Consider the following 18184-nt stretch of genomic DNA (forward strand, 5'->3'; position numbering starts at 1 on the left):
GCAACCCGGCATGGATGCCGGGTTAGCCGCGTACGGCCATGGATGGCCGATCGCGGCGGGCCCACGGAGCAGGACCGGAGCGAGGGCATGCCGAGCCACAGCGAGGCACCGAATGTCAGGGGCAAGAGCCCTTGGTTACTTGGGGCTTTTCCAAGTGACCCGCCGTAAGGGCGGAACCAATAGTGGCCGTAACCGCAACAATGGATATGTACACCAGGAAGTAAATGCTCGGCCGAAAGGTCGCCATCGATGGCAAGTCGGATCGCCGCACCGCAGTTTTTACAGGTATCGGTGTTCCCCGGAATTCCGTGAAGAACCTTATTATTACGCTGAAATAGACAGAACGACTTCTGAACCTCTACTCGGTTGCTCTTCATATGCAACTGATAAAGCTCATTGGCAATGGCGATATCCTCCAGCCCCAGTCCGATCGAGCGAAAGAAGAATGTGCTCGACATCTCCTCCCGCTACTGATCCGGCCGCAGATTCGCTACTATGATTCCCCGCCTTCCTTGTCTGCGGATTTCTTCATTCTGGAGCCCGAATGCCTAGTCAAAAGGACATCGCCGCCGAAAGCGGCGCACCGATGATCCCTGAACAGCGCCGTGAATTGATGCTGCGCCAGTTGCGCAAGCATCAGGTGCTGAGCGTTCATCAATTGATGGAAATGTTCGACTGTTCGCACATGACCATACGCCGCGACATTGCATTGCTGGAGCAGGAAGGTCGTGCTTACTCGGTAACGGGTGGGGTGCGGATTGCCAGCCAGCTGCACAGTGAGCCCAGCCATCAGACCAAGGCGGTGGTCGAGTTGCCGCAGAAGCAGGCCATGGCCAGGCTCGCCGCCCGGCTATTGCATGCCGACATGACGGTTTACCTGGATGCGGGAACCAGCACGCTGGAAATTGTCCCCTACATCAAGGCGCTGTCCGGCATGACCGTGGTGACGAATGACTTCGGCATTGTCCAGGCACTGATCGACGCGCCCCATGTCACGGTGATTCATACCGGCGGGCAATTGGATCACTCCAATCAATCCTGCGTGGGCGGCCTGGCGGTTGCCACCTTGCGTCAGGTGGTCACCGATATCGCGTTCATATCAACCAGCTCATGGGATTTGCGTCGCGGCCTCACCACGCCTTCGGCGCTGAAGGTCGAGGTCAAGCAAGCCGCGATGCAATCGGCTGCGCAAGTGGTGCTGGTGGCCAGCAGTTCGAAATACGGCACCTTCAGCATGTACAGGATCGCCGGGCTCGAGCAGTTCGACATCATCCTCAGCGACGACGCATTGACCCCTGCCGCGGCCGATGGCATCCGCAAGCAGGGTGTCGAACTGTTGCTGCCGGCTGACCATACACCGGCGTGAAACGACAGGCTCCTGCTTCCGGCGGGGCCCATCGCCGCCCTCCTCTATAGCGCCTGACGCGCTCTCCAGTCGCGCAACCACTGCAAGCCGACAGACGTGTTGCCACGCGGCCGGTATTCGCACCCTACCCAGCCGTCATAACCCAACTGGTCGATCAGCTCGAACAGATAGGGATAATTGACTTCCCCCAGGTCCGGTTCATGCCGGTCAGGCACGCCGGCGATCTGGATATGGCCGATACCATCGAAGTCGCGACGCAGTTTGGTGGCCAGGTCGCCCTCGACGATTTGGCAGTGGTAGCAATCGAACTGAACCTTCAGGTTACTGGCGCCCACTTCCTTGCAGATGGCCTGGGCCTGGTCCTGGCGGTTGAGGAAAAAGCCAGGCATGTCCCGCGTATTGATCGGCTCGAGCAATACGGTGACGCCGGCCTTGGCCGCCTCGGCGGTGGCATAGGCGAGGTTTTCCAGGTACACGCCGTGATGCCGTGGGCGATCGCTTTCCGATGGCAACAGCCCGGCCATCACATGGATGCGTGAATTGCCCAGCACACCGGCGTATTCCAGGGCGCGATCAAACCCGCTACGAAATTCACTCTCCCGGCCGGGCAACGACACCGTGCCCCGCTCCCCCGCCGCCCAATCACCGGGCGGCGCGTTGAACAGTGCCTGTACCAGGCCGTTGTCGCTCAAGCGCTGCTTGAGTTCTTGCGCGCTGTAGTCGTAGGGAAACAGATATTCCACCGCTTCGAAACCATCGGCAGCCGCAAAGGCGAAGCGATCCAGAAACTCATGTTCCGGGTAGAGCATGCTGAGGTTGGCAGCAAAACGAGGCATGGTAGCTCCTGAGATAAAGGGTTAGACAAAAGGCCAGATCAACAGGGTAATACAGAAACCCAAGGTGCCGAGCAAGGTGGTCAATACCGTCCAGGTGCGCAAACCGTCGGCCACGTTCAGCCCCGCCAGTTTGGTGAAGATCCAGTAGCCGGCGTCATTGATATGAGACATGGCCAGCCCGCCACCGCCCATGGCCAGGCACAGCAGGGCCATGTGGTTCGGGGTGAGATTGAGGGTCGCAATCAGTGGGCTGATGATGCCGGCAGTGGTTACCAGCGCCACCGTGGTCGAACCCTGCACTGCGCGCAACAGCATGGTCAGCAGAAAACCCAGGGCCAGCACCGGCAGACCGGTGGTGCGCAGCATATCGGAGACCACGGCACCGATTCCGGTGTCCACCAGCACCTTGCCGAACACACCGCCGGCACCGGCAATCAGGATCACCATGGCCACACCGGGCAAGGCCGAACCGATCACATCAGACACCTGAGTGCGGCTCCAGCCCCGACGCGAACCCAGCAGCCAGGCACACAGCAAGGTGTCGATCAGCAGCGCCACCAGCGGTGCGCCGAGCACGGTCATGATGCCGCGCAGGACCGATTCGGCCGGCAGCAACGAGGTGGATAGCGTCCCCAGCAGAATCAGAATGATCGGTAGCGCGATCAGGCTGACGATCAAGCCAAACCCTGGAGCCGGGGCCGGCGGCAATTTGGAAACGATGCTGCTGACGGACTCTTCCAGGCCCATGTGTGACACGGCTTCAGCCGCTCGCTCAGCGCTCTTGTCGTTACCGTTGGACCAGGCAACCAGATCCTCGTTGGTAACATGCGGACCATAGACTTCCGCACGAATATCGTCGGTCATCGGATACACCCGACGGGTCATGCGCCCGGCCACGCGGTAGCCGACATAGCAAAGGAACGCGGTGAGCGGCAGACCGAACATCAGCACGCGGCCCAGGTCCGCGCCCAATTGACTGGCGGCGGCCACTGCGCCCGGGTGTGGCGGCAGAAAGGCGTGCACGGTCAGCAAGGCCGCGCACATCGGCAGCGCAAACACCAACAGCGGCTTACGCGCAGTTCGGGCAACACCATAGGCCAGCGGCATCAGGATGATCACGCCCACTTCGAAGAACACCGGCACCCCGACCATGAAGCCGGCAATCGTCAACGCCAGGGGCGTACGCCGGTTGCCAAAGCGGATAATCAGGGTCTTGGCCAGCGCCTCGGCACCGCCGGAGAGCTCGATGATCCGCCCGATCATCGCGCCCAGGGCAATGATGATCGCGATATGGCCCAGGGTCTTGCCCATGCCGCCTTCGATGGTGGCGACCAGATCCGCCGGTTTCACCCCGGCCACCAGCGCCACCAGAATGCTCACCAGCATCAACGCCACGAAGGGCTGGAACTTGTACTTGAGCACCAGGAACAACAACAGTGCGATGCCCACCCCGGCAGTAATCAGCAGGATTAACGGGCTCATTTCACACACCCTCCACGCCGGGTAAATGAAAGGGTACAGCCAATGGATCTGAACATGCCGCAGTGAAAGAGAGTCATACCTGGATTTCCTGTTGTTATTGTTTTTTCAGGCAAGCCGGGGCCGTCGAGAGTCCCTGTGCGTCTCCCGGGCAGAGCCTGTGTTATCGATCTGTCGTGTTACGCCCGCGCGTTACCAGTGCGCACCGAAGGTCTCTCGCAGCTCGTCCAGCGTCGCCTGATCGAGCGGTTCAGGTTTGGGATTGCTCATCAGCCAGAGTCGCGCGGTTTCCTCGAGTTCTTCCAGGGCGTAACTGGCCCTGGAGACCGAGCTCTCCCAGACCACCGGCCCAAGCCGCTCGAGCATCACCCCGCGAACGCTGTTGGCCAGTTGTGCGACCTGTTCGGCAACCTTCGGCGAACCGGGTCGCTGGTAGGCAATCAACGGGATATGCCCGACTTTCATGACCTGATACGGCGTCAGCGGCGGCAGAATGTCGTTCGCCTGCCAGACACCTGCGAGCGTCAACGCCACCAAATGGGTGGAGTGGGTATGCACCACGCCGCCCACATTCGGGTTGCGGTCATAGACCTGGCGATGCAACGCCAGAGTCTTCGAAGGCTTGTCGCCGGACACCCATTCGCCAGCCAGATTGACCTTGGCGATGGTCGCGGGATCGAGGCGCCCGAGGCACACATCCGTCGGCGTGATCAACCAGCCGTCATCCAGGCGCGCGCTGATATTGCCGGCGCTGCCGACGGTGTATCCGCGCTGGTACAGGCTGCGGCCAACCTCACAGATTTCTTCGCGCAGGGCGTTCTCGTTGCTCATTGCACAGCTCATTGTGCACCCCCGGCCCGGGCGAGTTGGTTCAAGGCTTTACTGAAGAAGTCCCGACCACCGAAGTTGCCCGACTTGAGTGCCAGCGCCAGTGGTTCGTCAGTACTGCTGACAGTCGCTGGAACACCTGGATCGATCTGCGCGCCGATTTGCAGCAGCTGCACGCCCAACGCCTGGACCACTGCGCCGGAGGTTTCTCCGCCGGCGATCACGAAGCGGCGCACGCCGCTCTGGCGCAGACCCTGGGCAATTTCGCCAAAGGCGTTTTCCACCAGGCTACCGGCCTGCTCGACGCCCAGTTGCTGTTGCACCGACTTGACCTCTTCCGGTGAGCAGGTGGCGTAGATCAATACGGTTTGCTCGTTATCACGGGCGAAGGTCAAGGCTTGCGCCACCACCGGTTCCCCCGCCGCCAAGGCCAACGGATCAATCCGCAAAGCTGGCCGGCCGGCTTCGAGCCAGGCGGCCACTTGCCCATTGGTGGCGATTGAAGCACTGCCGGCCAACACCACTTCCCCGCCGGACACCGCCGGAAGTTTCGAGGCGTCGAGATCGCGCAGTTTGCCGGCCCGACGGAAATTTTCCGGCAAGCCCAGGGCCAGCCCCGACCCCCCCGTCAACAATGGCAGATCGGCGCAGGCGGCACCGAGGGTGTACAGATCGCTGTCGGACAAGGCATCGGCAATCGCCATGCCGACACCTTGAGCCCTCAGTTCTGCGATGCGCGCCCGCACCTGTTCTGCGCCACGGGCAATCGTGTCGTAGCGCAACAGGCCGACATTCAGGCGGGTCTGCGATTGCAGCACCCGAACCAGGTTGGCATCGGTCATCGGCGTCAACGGGTGGTTCTGCATGCCCGACTCGCTGAGCAATTGATCCTGCACAAACAAGTGACCGCGAAAGATCGTCCGGCCATTCTCCGGGAATGCCGGGCACGCCAGGGTGAAGTCGCTACCCAGTGCGGCCAGCAGTGCTTCGCTGACCTGGCCGATATTGCCGGCCGCGGTGGAGTCGAACGTCGAGCAATACTTGAAAAAGATCTGCTCGCAGCCTTGCTCGCGCAGCCACGCCAGCGCGGCGAGGGACTGCTCGACTGCTTCGGCGACCGGTGTGGTACGCGACTTCAGGGCAATGACGATCGCATCGGCATCAAGCCCGGCAGCCACTTGCGCGCTAGGGATGCCAATGCTTTGCACGGTGCGCATTCCGCCGCGCACCAGCATGTTGGCAAGGTCCGTGGCGCCGGTGAAATCGTCGGCGATGCAGCCCAGTAGCGGGCGTGCGGTGGAAGTAGTCATGGGGTGTTCCTCAAACAGGCTCAGGCTTGGCAGTCGGCAATTCGATGCCCGGGAAAATCTTGATCACCGCCGAGTCGTCCTCACGACCGAAGCCGGCACTGGAGGCCTGCATGAACATCTGGTGAGCGGTGGCCGACAGCGGCAGCGGGAATTTGCTGGCCCGGGCGGTATCCAGCACCAGGCCCAGGTCCTTGACGAAGATATCCACGGCGGACAACGGCGTGTAGTCAGCCTTGAGAATGTGCGGCACGCGGTTTTCAAACATCCAGGAGTTACCGGCGCTGTGGGTGATCACCTCATACAGCGCATCGGCATCGACCCCTTCACGCAGGCCCAGCGCCATGGCTTCGGCAGAGGCGGCAATATGTACCCCGGCCAGCAGTTGATTGATGATCTTGACCTTCGACCCCAGGCCATGGACGTCGCCCAGGCGATACACCTTGCCGGCCATGCCAGCGAGGATCGACTCAGCCTTGGCGTAGGCGTCGGCCGGGCCCGAGGTCATCATGGTCATCTCGCCAGCGGCAGCCTTGGCCGCGCCACCGGAAATCGGTGCATCCAGATACAGCAGGCCCTTTGCTGCCAGGCGCTGGCCAAGATCCACGGCGTAAGTCGGAGCGACTGTGGCGCAGCCGATCACCAGGCTGCCCGGCCGCAGAGAGGCGACGGCCCCACCCTCACCAAACAATACGGTCTCGGTCTGCTCGGCGTTGACCACCACGGTGATGATCACGTCACACTCAGCGGCCATGTGCGACGGTGACAGGCAAGCCACACCACCCTCCCCGGCGAACTGCTCTGTTACGGCAGTGCGCACATCACAGGCATGCACATTGAAACCGCTGCGCAACAGCGAGCGGGCAATGCCCAGCCCCATCGCGCCCAGACCGACCACACCGACATTCTTGTTATTCATGGGGTACTCCAGAGGAAAGCAGCGACTGCATAAACGCCTGCAAAGCACAGACGTTGGCCGCGTTGTGAATAAGGCAGCGGTAGACAGAATCAGCACCACGCGGATAAGCCCGCCGAGGGGTGCAGTGATTCAGGACGTGAGTCGCGATCTCATCGAACATCAAGGCAATCCCGTTTTTGTCTTGTTATCAGGTTGTCATACCGGCTGCTGGAGATCATCTACCAGTGATCAGATTATGTGAAGTATTTTTTGCCAATAACATTTTTTAACACGGCTTTCGCTGTGCCGAAAGAAGAAGTAGTGAGAGGCTCACAACGCACTGCAGGTGCAAAAGGCAAAGCTGGTGCTCCTACACCTCCCCCACTGCCATCGCCACCCGCGATGGCAGGCTCGTGAATGGCTGATATACGAACGGCTTTTACCTCTCCTGAAATCGGTCGCACATGACCACTCGGGTGCCGATAACCTTTCGGCACACGGGCTCCAGGAATAAAAACGCCAACCCGCGAGGTTGCCTGGTTTCTGCTGGCCACCGGGATCGGTGGTTTCTTCCTGGGCAACATTTCAGACAAGATCAGCCGCGAGAAAACCATGTCGAGATCGAGCGAATGAGGAAACTCTGAAGATACGTGCGGCTGGGCATGGCCTTGTACCCGGTAGGCATATCTCCCTTGTAGCCGGGTGGCAACTGAAGATATTTGGCGCCTTTACCCCCGTCCCAGCCATCCTTCCCAACGTCAATCCCGTCAAACGGACGCTGCCAAGCGTCACAGATCGTTCCGTAGAGGTGGGACTCGGTGATGGCAGCGGGGATTTCGACCACGATGGGGCCATCCCTCAAATCCAGGGCGCCTTGCAGATACGGAGTCTGGGTCTGCAGAGCGATCAGGTGGATATCCGAGTTCATCGGCTTAGTGTTGATCGCCACATCATTCGGCTTGCCATGCAAGTCCCGCCACACTGCTTCGCGCGTGGCAAAACTGTCCGCTGCGAGCAATGCCCACAAGGCAACCTCAAACGCGCGGCGGTAGAGAAGTTAATCGGCGGAGTCTTGGAGGCTGGGTGGCTGAGGGTTTTGCGCCAATGCCTGCGGGGCGATGGCCACCATGCACAGCGTCATTACGACAGCGGCGCAGTTCAACGTATTGAGTAGAGGCCTGTTCATGTCAGTGACTCCCGCTTTTCGGACTTGGCAAAATCGGTGCGAATGACCCCAATTCAGAAATCGAGCCCCGTCAGAGTCGAAACCAAGGAAGTGTGAGATAGACGCAGGCGATCATCGAGAGCGCAGGCACCAGCCATATCCATCCCCGCCAGATGGCTCGCGTCCATCGTCCGGGTAACAGACTGGGGATTGACCTCCGCATGCATTCTCGGGCGTGTACGAATCGCGCTTGTCGAACGACGAGCTTCCTCTCGCTGGTTTCATGCCAGTGCGCTTCGTTCACGAGCTACTTCACGCGTTCAAAGTCCGGCAACTGCCAGCTCTGGTCGAAGAACGGCTTCGTCGGGCTATAGAAGCGGAACCAGACCCACCACCCCTTCGACGCACTGGTATCCACCCAGTTGCTCTCCTGACCTGCCGGCGCTTTCGGGCCGAAGTAGAGGTCCCATGAGCCATCGGCGTTCTGGGTGATCTTGTCGGCGCTGGAACGGATCGCCGGTTTGTTGGCCTTGTTCATGGTCATGGAGCGCGTGAGGGTGTCGTAGACGGTAACGGACCAGAAATTCTCGACGGGCGGGTTGGCCGGGACGTGCAGCTTGTAGTGTTTCGAGCCGTCCAGCGGGTTGCCGTCCTTGTCCTTGAACGCCTCGATATACCGCTGGCCCTGGGAGGGAACCGGCAGGTTCATGGCGTGGATTGGCCAGGTGCCGAGGTAGAGATAGTTGAGCCGCTCGTCGAGCTGGGAGTAGTACTCGGACTCCTGCTGAGTCGGCCCCTGCGTGTTCATCACAAACACGTTCATCCAGTGCTTTCCCGGATAGACCGGGGACGCGGCGAAACGTGAATCAAAGGCGATGTTCTGCGCCATGGCATGACCGAGACGCGCGCCCTCTTCAAGGATGCGCTTCTGGCGATCATCCGGCGCAAACGGCTTGCCCTTCTCAATGCCCAGCGGCTTGAGCATCGCCATGAAAAAGCGATCGCGCTCTGCCACTGGATTGTGCTCGATCACCTCGGACAAAAGTTTCCAATAAGCGAGCCCTTGGGGTTCGATCGTATTGGCGTATTTGCCCGTGACGCGAAGAACCTTGCCAGGCTTGGGATTGGCACGCTCGCTATAGGGATAGACTCGCGACTTCGCGATCATGTCGGCGGCTCCAGCCACGTCCCCTTTGATCACGATGCCGCGAATGAAGAAGTTGGCATCCATCGTCTTGAAAGGCACAACGAAATAACCGTCCTTCGGTAGCTCACCCTGATAGCCCGGTGGCACGAGCAGGTACTTGCCGCCGTTGCCCTTGTCCGGGCCGAGGTGTCCAACCCCCGACGTCTCGAACCAGAGATCGGCGAACGCGCCCGCGGTGGGGCCCGCGGGAACTTCGACGACGACCGGGCCGTCCTTCAGATCCATCTGGCTGACGGCGTAGATCGTCGAGTTGTTGCCGGTGAGGACGAGGGCCTTGCTATCGAGGAAGTTCTCCCAGAGCACGATGTCGTTGTAGGTCGCCCCCAGATCATGGAACAAACCGGCCTTCACCGAGGCGAAACTCACGGCCGGAAAGGACCACAGATAGGCCTGAGTGGCTCGCTGAAAATCCATTTCATCATAAAGTTTCTGCGAGGTTTCCTTGCTCGGGTAGCCGACCTCGTATTTGAGCTTGCCAATTCGGGTATTGAGGGTATCAGGTGTTTGTTCCTCTGCATGGGTGCTGGTGTAAACAGCGCTAAAGACGAGCACGCCAAGGAATGCAGTTGCCGCGAAGTGTAATATGCGGGCGGTTTTCATCGATCCTCCATTCGGCTCCGTACCTGAAAAGCCGTTATGCCACCTGACGCTGTATTAAGGGAGCAGCAAAAGTGTAGCTTTTGACTATCCCTGGTGAGTGAAGGGAACAACTTGAATGCGATATTAGACTGCCATGGTAGGTGGGATTGTAGTTCACATCCCCACACTGCAACCGGGATGTTCGCCGGCAATAACAGAGGCAAGGTGCCTATAACTTTTGTGGGTTTGCGATATAAGTTTTCTGAAGAATCCATACTCTGAATTGGTCTAACGATGCCAGCGTTCCTCCCGCAGTTATTAATACCGCCAGTTAGAAGTGACTGATCGCAGTTTCCGTTCATATGATTCAAGTCAATTGACTAGAGACAGGAGCCTTCACCCACTCGAACATAGTTTAGAAACCTGATCTAGACTCGATTGCGTCAGACTCACCCTCAGCCTTGTAACCACGACGTGGTAGTCCAGGTTCTCAATTTCGAGAAAGGAGCAGGCAATGAACAAAGGCTTTCAGCTTGCACTTTTTATTTCCCTGGCGATGGCCTGGCCCGAAATGGGCTTCGCCGTCGATAGCCAGGCGGAACTGGCCAAACAATCCCTGAACCCGGTCGCTGCGCTGTACAGTCTGCCGATTCAATACAACTGGAACCAGAAACTCGGTCCCAGTGGCGAGGGCTACCAGAGCGTCACCAACATTCAGCCGGTGCTCCCCTTCAGCATTAATGAGGACTGGAACCTGATTTCCCGCACCATTCTCCCCATCATCGATCAGCATGGTCTGGTGTCCGGCGGGATTGCCGACAAGTCGGGGGTGGGCGACACCACCCAAAGCTTCTTCTTTTCACCCAAGCAGCCGACGGCCAGCGGCTGGATCTGGGGGGGTTGGGCCGGCGTTGCTGCTGCCCACCGGCAGCGACGAACTGCTCAGCAGTGAACAATGGGGATTGGGCCCCACTGTGGTTGCGCTCAAACAACACGATGGCTGGACCCGCGGCATTCTCGCCAACCACATCTGGTCGCTGGAAGACAGCCCGCCGGATGACAAGGACAAGGTTAACCAGACCTTCCTGCAACCCTTCTTCAGCTACACCACTCATACCTATACCACCTTTGGCATCAATACCGAGTCCACCTACGACTGGCAGACTAAGGAATGGTCCGTACCGATCAACCTGTTCGTGACCCAGTTGTTCAAAGTGGGCCACCAGCCCATGACCCTGCAAGCGGGTCCGCGTTATTGGGTCGACAGCCCGGATAACGGCGCAGAGGGCTGGGGGTTTCGGGTGGCGTTTACGCTGTTGTTCCCCAAGTGAGTGCCATGTTGAGTACAACTATTCAAGCGGCGGCTTTTGGCCGTACTCCGCCGATCGTGGTTACAAAGCGTGCCGGTCAAATCCGTTGCAATCACTGGTCAGGTCGAATGCAATTGCGGGACGCATTCCCTGAGTTGAAGGCGTCTCGGTAGACAGCTATCACGCAATCAGGCGGTCGCCTTTGGTGAGTTCGTTATGTTATAACTTATGAACATATACGCTGTCAGTCGCCCCTGGCAGAACCCTTCACTCCCTGCTTGCGACATTCGATGACCATTTCTATTCACATCCCGCCCATCACACGCTTGAACCAACGCCTGCTGTCCATTGATGCCCTGAGGGGATTGGTCATCCTGCTCATGCTGTTGGATCACGTGCGCGAAACGTTCTTTTTGCACCGTCAGGTAACAGACCCGATGGACATCGAATCCACTGAGCCGGCGCTGTTTTTCAGCCGCACACTTGCCCATTTGTGTGCCCCGGTTTTCATACTGCTCACTGGACTTTCCGCTTACCTGTACGGCCAAAAGCACCAGGGCAAGGGCGATGTGTCAGCCTTTTTATTCAAACGCGGTCTGTTCCTGGTACTGCTGGAGTTCACCCTGGTGAATTTCGCCTGGACATTTCAGTTCCCGCCTGCGGCAATTTACCTGCAAGTGATCTGGGCCATCGGCATCTGCATGATTGCCCTGGCCGGGCTGGTCTGGTTACCCAGGACCATTCTGTGCTGCCTGGGTCTGGTGATCGTGGCCGGGCACAACCTGCTGGATAATGTGCACTTCGCGCCAGGCTCGCCCATGCATATACCTTGGGCGATTCTGCATGATCGCGGCTGGATCGAATTCTCCGACAGCTTGCGTCTGCGCACCTCTTACCCCGTACTGCCGTGGATCGGTGTGATCGCCCTTGGATACAGTATCGGTCCCTGGTTTGCTGGCCAGGTTTTGGCCGCAGAGCGTCAACGTACTTTGCTGCTTGCAGGGGTTGGGACATTGATCGGACTTGTTACATTGCGAGCCGTCAATGGTTATGGCGAGGCGCATTGGGTCGCCCATGAAGGCCTCACGCAAACCCTCATGAGCTTCTTCAACATCACAAAATACCCACCTTCCCTGCTGTTCCTTTCGCTGACGCTGGGAGTGGGCCTGTTACTGCTTCGTGCCCTGGAACGGGCGCAACAACGCAAGTGGGTCAATTCCTTGGCAGTCTTTGGAGCGGCGCCGATGTTCTTCTACCTGCTGCACCTTTACGTACTCAAGGCGCTGTATCTGGTCGGCGTGGCGTTGTTTGGATTGAACCAGGGGACTTTTTTCGGTTTCGACAGCATTTGGGCGGTGTGGCTGACGGCGGTGCTCCTGGCTTTATCCCTGTATTTACCCGTGCGCTGGTTCGCGGCATTGAAGGCACGCCGTCGCGATATCGGATGGCTTAAATATTTCTGATCTGGACATTTGCTCAAAAAGGGGCGCCTGGAGAGTAGTGCCTGTCAGTTAAACCCTGGACATTGTGGGAGCGCCGCCCGGACCAAGCTCGCTCCCACAAGGTTTGCGGTGTTCAAACGTATAACTGACTGGCATTAGCCTCTGGAGAGCCCCTTTTTTTCAAGATGTCCCGTCCTGAAAACCTTTATCAAAGCGGAATGAGGCGCCGTAAGCAGTATCAGGTAAATGGTTGGCACCATCGTCCCGTAACCGCGAGCGGAAAGTACCGCTCTGGGGCTGGGTGCGATACAAACCACGTTTTTGCAGTTCGGGAATGACCAGTTCAACGAAGTCCTCAAGGCTGCCCGGGCTGATCAGCGGGTTGAGCATGTAGCCGCTGGTGCCGGAAATACGGGCGTGCTCTTCGATCCGGTCGGCCACTTGTTGCGGCGTTCCCACCAGAATCAGGTCACTGCCCCGGGTGACCTTGGCAAAGCGCTGTTTGACATCACCGGCGGTCAAGGGCTTGCCACTGCCATCGGGACGCATCACATAGGAGGTCATGCCTTCGGTGTGAGTCGACAACGCGTCACCGTCCGCGTAGCGGCTGATGTCGATACCGGTATCACCGGCATAACTCACCAGTTGTGCCTGTAAGTGATAGTTGCTTTGCAGTTCGTCATATTTGCGTTGGGCTTCGATCTCGGTCCTGGCCGTGACGATGCGCAGTACGGTCAGTGATTTGACATCCCCGGCGTGACGCCCCCGCGCCCTGGCCTGCGTCCATATGTCTTCCAGTCCCTGGCGAATCTCCAGCGGGTTGGACTTGGCGATGAAAATCAGTTCGGCGTGCTTGGCCGCAAACTCGCGACCACGGCCTGACCAACCTGCCTGGATCAGCAACGGTGTGCGTTGCGGTGACGGGGACGTCAAATGCGGCCCGGCCACCCGGTAATGCTCGCCAACATGGTTGATCGGTCGCACCCGATCGCCCTTGGCATAGACCTGGCGAGACTTGTCGGCCACCACGGCATCGCTTGCCCAGCTGCCTTCCCAGAGCTTGTAAACCACATCGAGAAATTCATCGGCGCGTTCATAGCGATCGTCGTGCCTGATCATCTGCTCCAGGCCGAAGTTGCGAGCGGCACTGGTCAGGTAGGAGGTGACGATGTTCCAGCCGACCCGGCCATTGGTCAGGTGATCCAGCGTGCTGAAGCGCCGGGCGTGGGTGAAAGGATGTTCATAACTGGTGGTGACAGTGACGCCGAAGGCGAGGTTTTCCGTCACGGCGGCCAATGCCGGGATGATCATCAACGGATCGTTGGCCGGGGCTTCCACCGCCCACTTCATCGCCGCGTCGGCATTACCGCCAAACACATCGTAGAAACCCAGCACATCACCAAAAAACAGCATGTCGAGATGAGCCTGGTCGGCGATGCGTGCCAGGTTTGACCAGTAGCCCAGCGAGTTGATGCTCAGTCGTTCGTCAGCCGGGTGCGTCCAGAGACTTGGCGCGCCGCCACAGCCGACACTGGCTTGCTCGTATAACGCAAACAACAGAGGTTTTGGATCGGACATCGTAGTACCTGTAAAAAGTCATTGAGCGGATGGGTCAGCGCTGATGCTTGAAACCTTTGCCGTAGTGGCGTTCAAGTCGGTGCTGTATCAACTCCAGTCCAATGGACAGGAGCCAATAGATAACGAATGATCGAGAACTTCAGATCGAAGCTCATGAAAAACATGACGCACAGGCCGAACAGCACTGCCCAGGTCAAATACAGGCGAGATCGAAAACCAACTAGCTGGCTGAAACGACGCGTCTCGGTTTCGGGGGCGACAGCCGCCTTGGCCGGGTGTGGATTGAGGGCTGTCATTGGCTGATGTCGGCACCGATCCACTTCTGTGAAATCTTGCTTAAGGTGCCGTCGGCCTTGAGCTGGGTGACGACCTCAATGACCTTGGCATTCCATTGCGGATCGCCCTTTTCGATCGCTACCACGTTGGGCTCTGCATACAGCGCATCGCCGGCAATTTTGAAGCGAGGATCCTGGGCGATGCGTTCGCGAGCAGTGATCAGGTTGGTGACCATGGCATCCAGGCGCACGCCCGTGCCCAAGGCCAGATCCTGGAAGGCCACGGTTTCGTTGTCGTATGGCGCAACCTGGACGCTGTCGAATGGATAGCTCAACGGCTTGTCCTCGGCGCCCTCGATCAGCAGATCCTTGTTCAAATAGGCTTCATAGGTCGACGCACTGATCACACCGACTTTCTTACCTGACAGATCCTTGCCCGTGACAATGTTCTGGTCCTTGGCATTCACCACGATCACGGCCGGGGACTGGTAATACTCCACCGGGAAGTCGAACACTTCGGCCCGTACCTTGCTCGGGGTCATCGAGCAGACGCAGATGTCATATCGTCCGTTCCAGTGTCCGGCAGCGATGACATCCCAGGACGGTGTTTGCAACTTCAGCTTCACCCCCAGCCGTTGCGCAACGGCCTTGGCGACATCCACGTCAAACCCGTCCAGTTGGTTCTGTTCATTGAGAAAGGAGAATGGCGGATAGCTTTCCATCAGAACGCCAGTCAGCTCCCCGCTGCTGGTGACGCGATCCAGTATGGGGCCAGCGAAAGCCGTCGAGCCTGTAGCCAGTAATGCCAAGCCAAAAGTTAAAAGCGCCTTCGTGTTCACAGACAAGTGCTCCAATCGATTCAAAATGCTGAATAGATTAAATCGTACTATAAAAATTGTTTGTACTTCCTTTATGGAATATGCGACTACATTCAAGCTATATCGGATCGAGCGGTCCAGGCGCTTGCACCGCTGACCCTTCGTGGCAAGCGCTTTGCGCAGCCAAACAACCGAGCGAATCAGGCATCTTCGTCTAACGTGAATGGATGCGTTTGCATGATTCACTTCCTCTGAAAATGGAGTTTGACGATGAAAACTATTGCTTCCTGGGTAACGGTTACGTTTCTTGGATTAGTGCTTGGCGGCTGTGCCGCGGTTGGCGCCGGGAGCGGAGGCGCTGGTGAGAAGGAAATTCGTTCGGGGAAAATCGAGCAGATTACACAGACCCAGATGCAGACCAATCACGATAGCGGTGTCGGCGCCATCATGGGGGGGATTGGCGGTCTGGCCCTGGGAAGCCTGGTCGGCCACGGTACCGGCCGGGATGTGGCGATGGTCGCCGGTGCCCTGGCTGGCGCGGCAGGCGGCAACTACGTCGAAAAGAAAAAATATGATCAGCCCATGGACGCACAGCAGATCATCGTTCGCACCCACAGCGGCGTACTGGTTCAGGTGACCCAGCCGATCAACCCGGGGCTGACAAATGGCATGAACGTTTATGTCGAGGGCTCCGGAAACGAAGCGCGGGTGGTGCCACAAGGTTAGTGACGGCGACTGGACGTTGCACATCCGCCCCATGATCCATGACGGCGCGCAATCCTGACTCGAATGGCGCGCCGCCATGGGTCATGGGGCATGGGCTACTTGAATACCGGTACGCTGGCTGACCCGTTGGGCTTTTTCAGGTACTCGCGCAACCGAACGCCAATCTCGGCAATTTTCGCCTCTCCCGCACGCAAGGCTTGCGGTATCGGCCTTCATCGACCTGGTGATCGAGAAGTTGAATGCGTCGCACGCACCAGCGGTGCACCCGTAGCGAGCGGCAGTCGATGCCCATGGATCTATACCACTGGTGGCCCTAGACTTTGTGGTCCCTGCCCTCCTCGCCGATTGTTGAACGGGTTTCATGACTGAGCATGCCAAGTATCATCACGTATCCGAAGTACCAGGCCTGGTGCTGGGGTCCGCTCGCTTTGTGGACACCGGTTTCGATCGCCATTACCACCTCGATTTCCACGTTGGTTTGGTCACCGAAGGCATCCAGCGTCATCGATCCAAAGGCGAGTCGTATCTTTTAGGTCCGGGAAGGATTGCCCTGATGCCGCCGGGTGAAATCCACGATGGTGTGCCCGAGGGCGGCGACGCTTATACGCTCAAGACATTCCGTCTGTCCCAGGCGCTGGTCGCGAGCCTGACCGAGGAGATCAGCGGTCAACCGAGAGAGCTTGAATTGACCGGTGTGTTGCTGGAAGACGCGGGGCTTGCCGGTAACCTGCGCGGGTTGCATGACGCGATGCAGCAGGCCGTTGGGCCAGGCAGCCTGGCGGTACAGACGCAATGGATCACCCTCCTTGAACACCTGTTGAGCCAGTCACGGGCGACCAGGCCCGAAACGATTACGGGCACACTATCACCCCTGCAATGGTCTCGCGTCAGGGACTATTGTTTCAGCCACATCGATCAGCGAATCACCCTCGATGATCTCGCTGGCCTGTGCGGGTTGGGCCGGTTCCCGTTCCTCAAGCAGTTCAAGCGGACCATCGGCATGACGCCGCACGCATGGCTGCTTCGCCTGCGTCTCGAACGGGCCTGTGGCCTGCTCTCACACAGCGCGCAACCGATCATCGAGGTCGCCCACGCCGTCGGCTTTTACGATCAAAGCCATTTCAACCGCGCCTTTCGACAGGCATTCGGCGTTGCACCCTCGCGCTACAGGACATAGGGCGTCGGCCATCAGGCGGCCGTCAATTTTTTACAAGCGCGACAACCTTCCCTCTCCATAGGATGCGCCAATACGGGCGAAACACCTTCGCCTGCACAGCCGAGAAATGGATGATGAACGGTGAAACAAACAGACCGCCCACGCTGGGTTTTTCAAGCGACAACATCGCTGGCGCATCGCCGGAGGTGGCACAAGCCATCGTGAAACACAGCACGGGCCAGGCCAGTCCCTATGGAACAGACGCGTTGACGGCGCAGGTCCAGCGCAAGTTCTGCGAGATCTTCGAGCGAGACGTGGAGGTCTTTCTGGTGCCCACCGGCACCGCCGCCAACGGCTTGTGCCTGAGCACCATGACGCCGCCCTGGGGCAACATCTATTGCCACCCGGCCAGTCATATCAACAACGATGAATGCGGCGCGCCGGAGTTCTTTTCCAACGGTGCGAAGCTGATGACCGTCGACGGCCCGGCGGCCAAGCTGGACATCGTCCGACTGCGCGAGCGGACTCGCGAAAAAGTCGGCGATGTACACACGACCCAGCCCGCCTGCGTCAGCATCACTCAGGCCACCGAAGTCGGCAGCATCTACACCCTGGACGAAATCGCAGCCATCGGTGACGTCTGCCAGTCATCTGCCCTTGGATTGCATATGGATGGCTCCCGATTTGCCAATGCCCTGGTGTCGCTTGGTTGCTCCCCCGCCGAGATGACCTGGAAGGCCGGGGTGGATGCCCTGTCGTTTGGTGCCACGAAGAATGGTGCACTGGCGGCGGAAGCCATCGTCCTGTTCAATACCTCGCTCGCAGCCGAAATGAATTACCGGCGCAAGCGCGCAGGCCATCTCTTTTCCAAGATGCGTTTCCTTTCAGCGCAAATCGATGCGTACCTGACCGACGACCTCTGGCTGCGCAATGCACGCCAGGCCAACGCCGCGGCCCAGCGCCTGGCACAGGGACTTGCCGGCCTGAGCGGCGTTGAAATGCTCGGTGGCACTGAGGCGAACATCCTGTTCTGTCGGCTGGACCCGGCAATCATCGAAGCACTGCTGAAGGCCGGGTTCGGCTTCTACCATGATCGCTGGGGACCCAACATCGTTCGCTTTGTCACCTCGTTCGCCACCACTGCCGAGGATGTCGATCACCTGTTGAATCAGGTGCGGCGAGCGCTTGATCGGGTACACGAGTAAGGAAGGGAG

The 18184-nt window shown here is 58.9% G+C and carries 15 protein-coding genes and 4 pseudogenes; 6 read left to right on the plus strand and 13 right to left on the minus strand.

The window, feature by feature from the left end:
• Nucleotides 1-458 (minus strand): annotated as a pseudogene (locus ACM6IK_RS17825) (hypothetical protein); the annotation flags it as partial.
• 86 nt (nucleotides 459-544) lie between these two features.
• Here ACM6IK_RS17825 and ACM6IK_RS17830 point away from each other — a divergent pair.
• Complete coding sequence (locus tag ACM6IK_RS17830) at nucleotides 545-1366, plus strand: DeoR/GlpR family DNA-binding transcription regulator (protein WP_414875390.1); 822 nt, start codon at nucleotides 545-547, stop codon at nucleotides 1364-1366.
• 44 nt (nucleotides 1367-1410) lie between these two features.
• Here ACM6IK_RS17830 and otnI read toward each other — a convergent pair whose 3' ends face one another.
• From otnI to ACM6IK_RS17870, 8 genes are all read right to left on the minus strand, one after another.
• Nucleotides 1411-2202: a 2-oxo-tetronate isomerase gene (gene otnI, locus ACM6IK_RS17835; RefSeq protein WP_414875391.1), complete on the minus strand. Its 792-nt coding sequence runs from the start codon at nucleotides 2200-2202 to the stop codon at nucleotides 1411-1413.
• A 21-nt stretch (nucleotides 2203-2223) separates the two neighbouring features.
• Nucleotides 2224-3684, minus strand: a complete 1461-nt coding sequence (locus ACM6IK_RS17840) for an SLC13 family permease (protein WP_414875392.1) — start codon at nucleotides 3682-3684, stop codon at nucleotides 2224-2226.
• 189 nt (nucleotides 3685-3873) lie between these two features.
• Nucleotides 3874-4512, minus strand: coding sequence for an aldolase (locus ACM6IK_RS17845; RefSeq protein ID WP_414875393.1), 639 nt, complete (start codon nucleotides 4510-4512; stop codon nucleotides 3874-3876).
• A gap of 8 nt (nucleotides 4513-4520) precedes the next feature.
• On the minus strand, nucleotides 4521-5819 hold the full coding sequence (gene otnK / locus ACM6IK_RS17850; RefSeq protein ID WP_414875394.1) for a 3-oxo-tetronate kinase: 1299 nt from the start codon (nucleotides 5817-5819) through the stop codon (nucleotides 4521-4523).
• 10 nt (nucleotides 5820-5829) lie between these two features.
• On the minus strand, nucleotides 5830-6735 hold the full coding sequence (gene ltnD / locus ACM6IK_RS17855; RefSeq protein WP_414875395.1) for an L-threonate dehydrogenase: 906 nt from the start codon (nucleotides 6733-6735) through the stop codon (nucleotides 5830-5832).
• A 574-nt stretch (nucleotides 6736-7309) separates the two neighbouring features.
• Nucleotides 7310-7741: a DUF1254 domain-containing protein gene (locus tag ACM6IK_RS17860; RefSeq protein ID WP_414875396.1), complete on the minus strand. Its 432-nt coding sequence runs from the start codon at nucleotides 7739-7741 to the stop codon at nucleotides 7310-7312.
• Nucleotides 7742-7771: 30 nt separating this feature from the next.
• On the minus strand, nucleotides 7772-7900 hold the full coding sequence (locus ACM6IK_RS17865) for a hypothetical protein (protein WP_414875397.1): 129 nt from the start codon (nucleotides 7898-7900) through the stop codon (nucleotides 7772-7774).
• A 286-nt stretch (nucleotides 7901-8186) separates the two neighbouring features.
• Complete coding sequence (locus ACM6IK_RS17870; RefSeq protein WP_414875398.1) at nucleotides 8187-9686, minus strand: DUF1254 domain-containing protein; 1500 nt, start codon at nucleotides 9684-9686, stop codon at nucleotides 8187-8189.
• Between the two features lie 535 nt (nucleotides 9687-10221).
• Here ACM6IK_RS17870 and ACM6IK_RS17875 point away from each other — a divergent pair.
• Nucleotides 10222-10996, plus strand: a pseudogene (locus ACM6IK_RS17875) (transporter).
• Between the two features lie 269 nt (nucleotides 10997-11265).
• Entirely contained in the window at nucleotides 11266-12438 is a 1173-nt protein-coding gene (locus ACM6IK_RS17880) for a DUF1624 domain-containing protein (RefSeq protein WP_414875399.1), read from the plus strand.
• A 159-nt stretch (nucleotides 12439-12597) separates the two neighbouring features.
• Here the strand turns inward: ACM6IK_RS17880 and ACM6IK_RS17885 are convergent, their stop codons facing one another.
• The 3 genes and pseudogenes from ACM6IK_RS17885 to ACM6IK_RS17895 all read right to left on the minus strand — a co-directional run bounded on the left by ACM6IK_RS17885 (nucleotide 12598) and on the right by ACM6IK_RS17895 (nucleotide 15109).
• Nucleotides 12598-13995 (minus strand): LLM class flavin-dependent oxidoreductase, encoded by a 1398-nt coding sequence (locus ACM6IK_RS17885; RefSeq protein WP_414875400.1) that lies wholly within the window; start codon nucleotides 13993-13995, stop codon nucleotides 12598-12600.
• A 125-nt stretch (nucleotides 13996-14120) separates the two neighbouring features.
• A pseudogene (locus tag ACM6IK_RS17890) lies at nucleotides 14121-14291 on the minus strand (amino acid ABC transporter permease); the annotation flags it as partial.
• A complete protein-coding gene (locus ACM6IK_RS17895; RefSeq protein ID WP_414875401.1) occupies nucleotides 14288-15109 on the minus strand; it encodes a transporter substrate-binding domain-containing protein in 822 nt (273 codons plus the stop codon). The pseudogene ACM6IK_RS17890 and the gene ACM6IK_RS17895, both read right to left, overlap by 4 nt.
• Before the next feature lie 249 nt (nucleotides 15110-15358).
• Between ACM6IK_RS17895 and ACM6IK_RS17900 the strand changes: the two genes are divergently transcribed.
• A complete protein-coding gene (locus tag ACM6IK_RS17900; RefSeq protein ID WP_414875402.1) occupies nucleotides 15359-15814 on the plus strand; it encodes a glycine zipper 2TM domain-containing protein in 456 nt (151 codons plus the stop codon).
• Between the two features lie 95 nt (nucleotides 15815-15909).
• Here ACM6IK_RS17900 and ACM6IK_RS17905 read toward each other — a convergent pair.
• Nucleotides 15910-16017: pseudogene (locus tag ACM6IK_RS17905) on the minus strand (pirin family protein); the annotation flags it as partial.
• Nucleotides 16018-16175: 158 nt separating this feature from the next.
• Here ACM6IK_RS17905 and ACM6IK_RS17910 point away from each other — a divergent pair.
• Both ACM6IK_RS17910 and ACM6IK_RS17915 read left to right on the plus strand, forming a co-directional pair.
• The gene (locus ACM6IK_RS17910; RefSeq protein ID WP_414875403.1) at nucleotides 16176-16991 is read left to right on the plus strand and encodes an AraC family transcriptional regulator; all 816 of its coding nucleotides are present in this window, start codon (nucleotides 16176-16178) and stop codon (nucleotides 16989-16991) included.
• 113 nt (nucleotides 16992-17104) lie between these two features.
• A complete protein-coding gene (locus ACM6IK_RS17915) occupies nucleotides 17105-18175 on the plus strand; it encodes a threonine aldolase family protein (RefSeq protein WP_414875404.1) in 1071 nt (356 codons plus the stop codon).
• Nucleotides 18176-18184 lie beyond the last annotated feature (9 nt).

The organism is Pseudomonas sp. IT-196MI5 (genome assembly GCF_949767415.1).
Taxonomy (GTDB): Bacteria; Pseudomonadota; Gammaproteobacteria; order Pseudomonadales; family Pseudomonadaceae; genus Aquipseudomonas.

Excerpts from the sequence above, each read along its gene's own strand:
- ACM6IK_RS17915 (WP_414875404.1), top strand. The coding sequence starts at position 17,105 with ATGAACGGTGAAACAAACAGACCGCCCACGCTGGGTTTTTCAAGCGAC.
- ltnD (WP_414875395.1), bottom strand. The coding sequence starts at position 6,735 with ATGAATAACAAGAATGTCGGTGTGGTCGGTCTGGGCGCGATGGGGCTG.
- otnI (WP_414875391.1), bottom strand. The coding sequence starts at position 2,202 with ATGCCTCGTTTTGCTGCCAACCTCAGCATGCTCTACCCGGAACATGAG.
- ACM6IK_RS17910 (WP_414875403.1), top strand. The coding sequence starts at position 16,176 with ATGACTGAGCATGCCAAGTATCATCACGTATCCGAAGTACCAGGCCTG.
- otnK (WP_414875394.1), bottom strand. The coding sequence starts at position 5,819 with ATGACTACTTCCACCGCACGCCCGCTACTGGGCTGCATCGCCGACGAT.
- ACM6IK_RS17830 (WP_414875390.1), top strand. The coding sequence starts at position 545 with ATGCCTAGTCAAAAGGACATCGCCGCCGAAAGCGGCGCACCGATGATC.
- ACM6IK_RS17865 (WP_414875397.1), bottom strand. The coding sequence starts at position 7,900 with ATGAACAGGCCTCTACTCAATACGTTGAACTGCGCCGCTGTCGTAATG.
- ACM6IK_RS17880 (WP_414875399.1), top strand. The coding sequence starts at position 11,266 with ATGACCATTTCTATTCACATCCCGCCCATCACACGCTTGAACCAACGC.
- ACM6IK_RS17845 (WP_414875393.1), bottom strand. The coding sequence starts at position 4,512 with ATGAGCAACGAGAACGCCCTGCGCGAAGAAATCTGTGAGGTTGGCCGC.
- ACM6IK_RS17885 (WP_414875400.1), bottom strand. The coding sequence starts at position 13,995 with ATGTCCGATCCAAAACCTCTGTTGTTTGCGTTATACGAGCAAGCCAGT.
- ACM6IK_RS17840 (WP_414875392.1), bottom strand. The coding sequence starts at position 3,684 with ATGAGCCCGTTAATCCTGCTGATTACTGCCGGGGTGGGCATCGCACTG.
- ACM6IK_RS17870 (WP_414875398.1), bottom strand. The coding sequence starts at position 9,686 with ATGAAAACCGCCCGCATATTACACTTCGCGGCAACTGCATTCCTTGGC.
- ACM6IK_RS17900 (WP_414875402.1), top strand. The coding sequence starts at position 15,359 with ATGAAAACTATTGCTTCCTGGGTAACGGTTACGTTTCTTGGATTAGTG.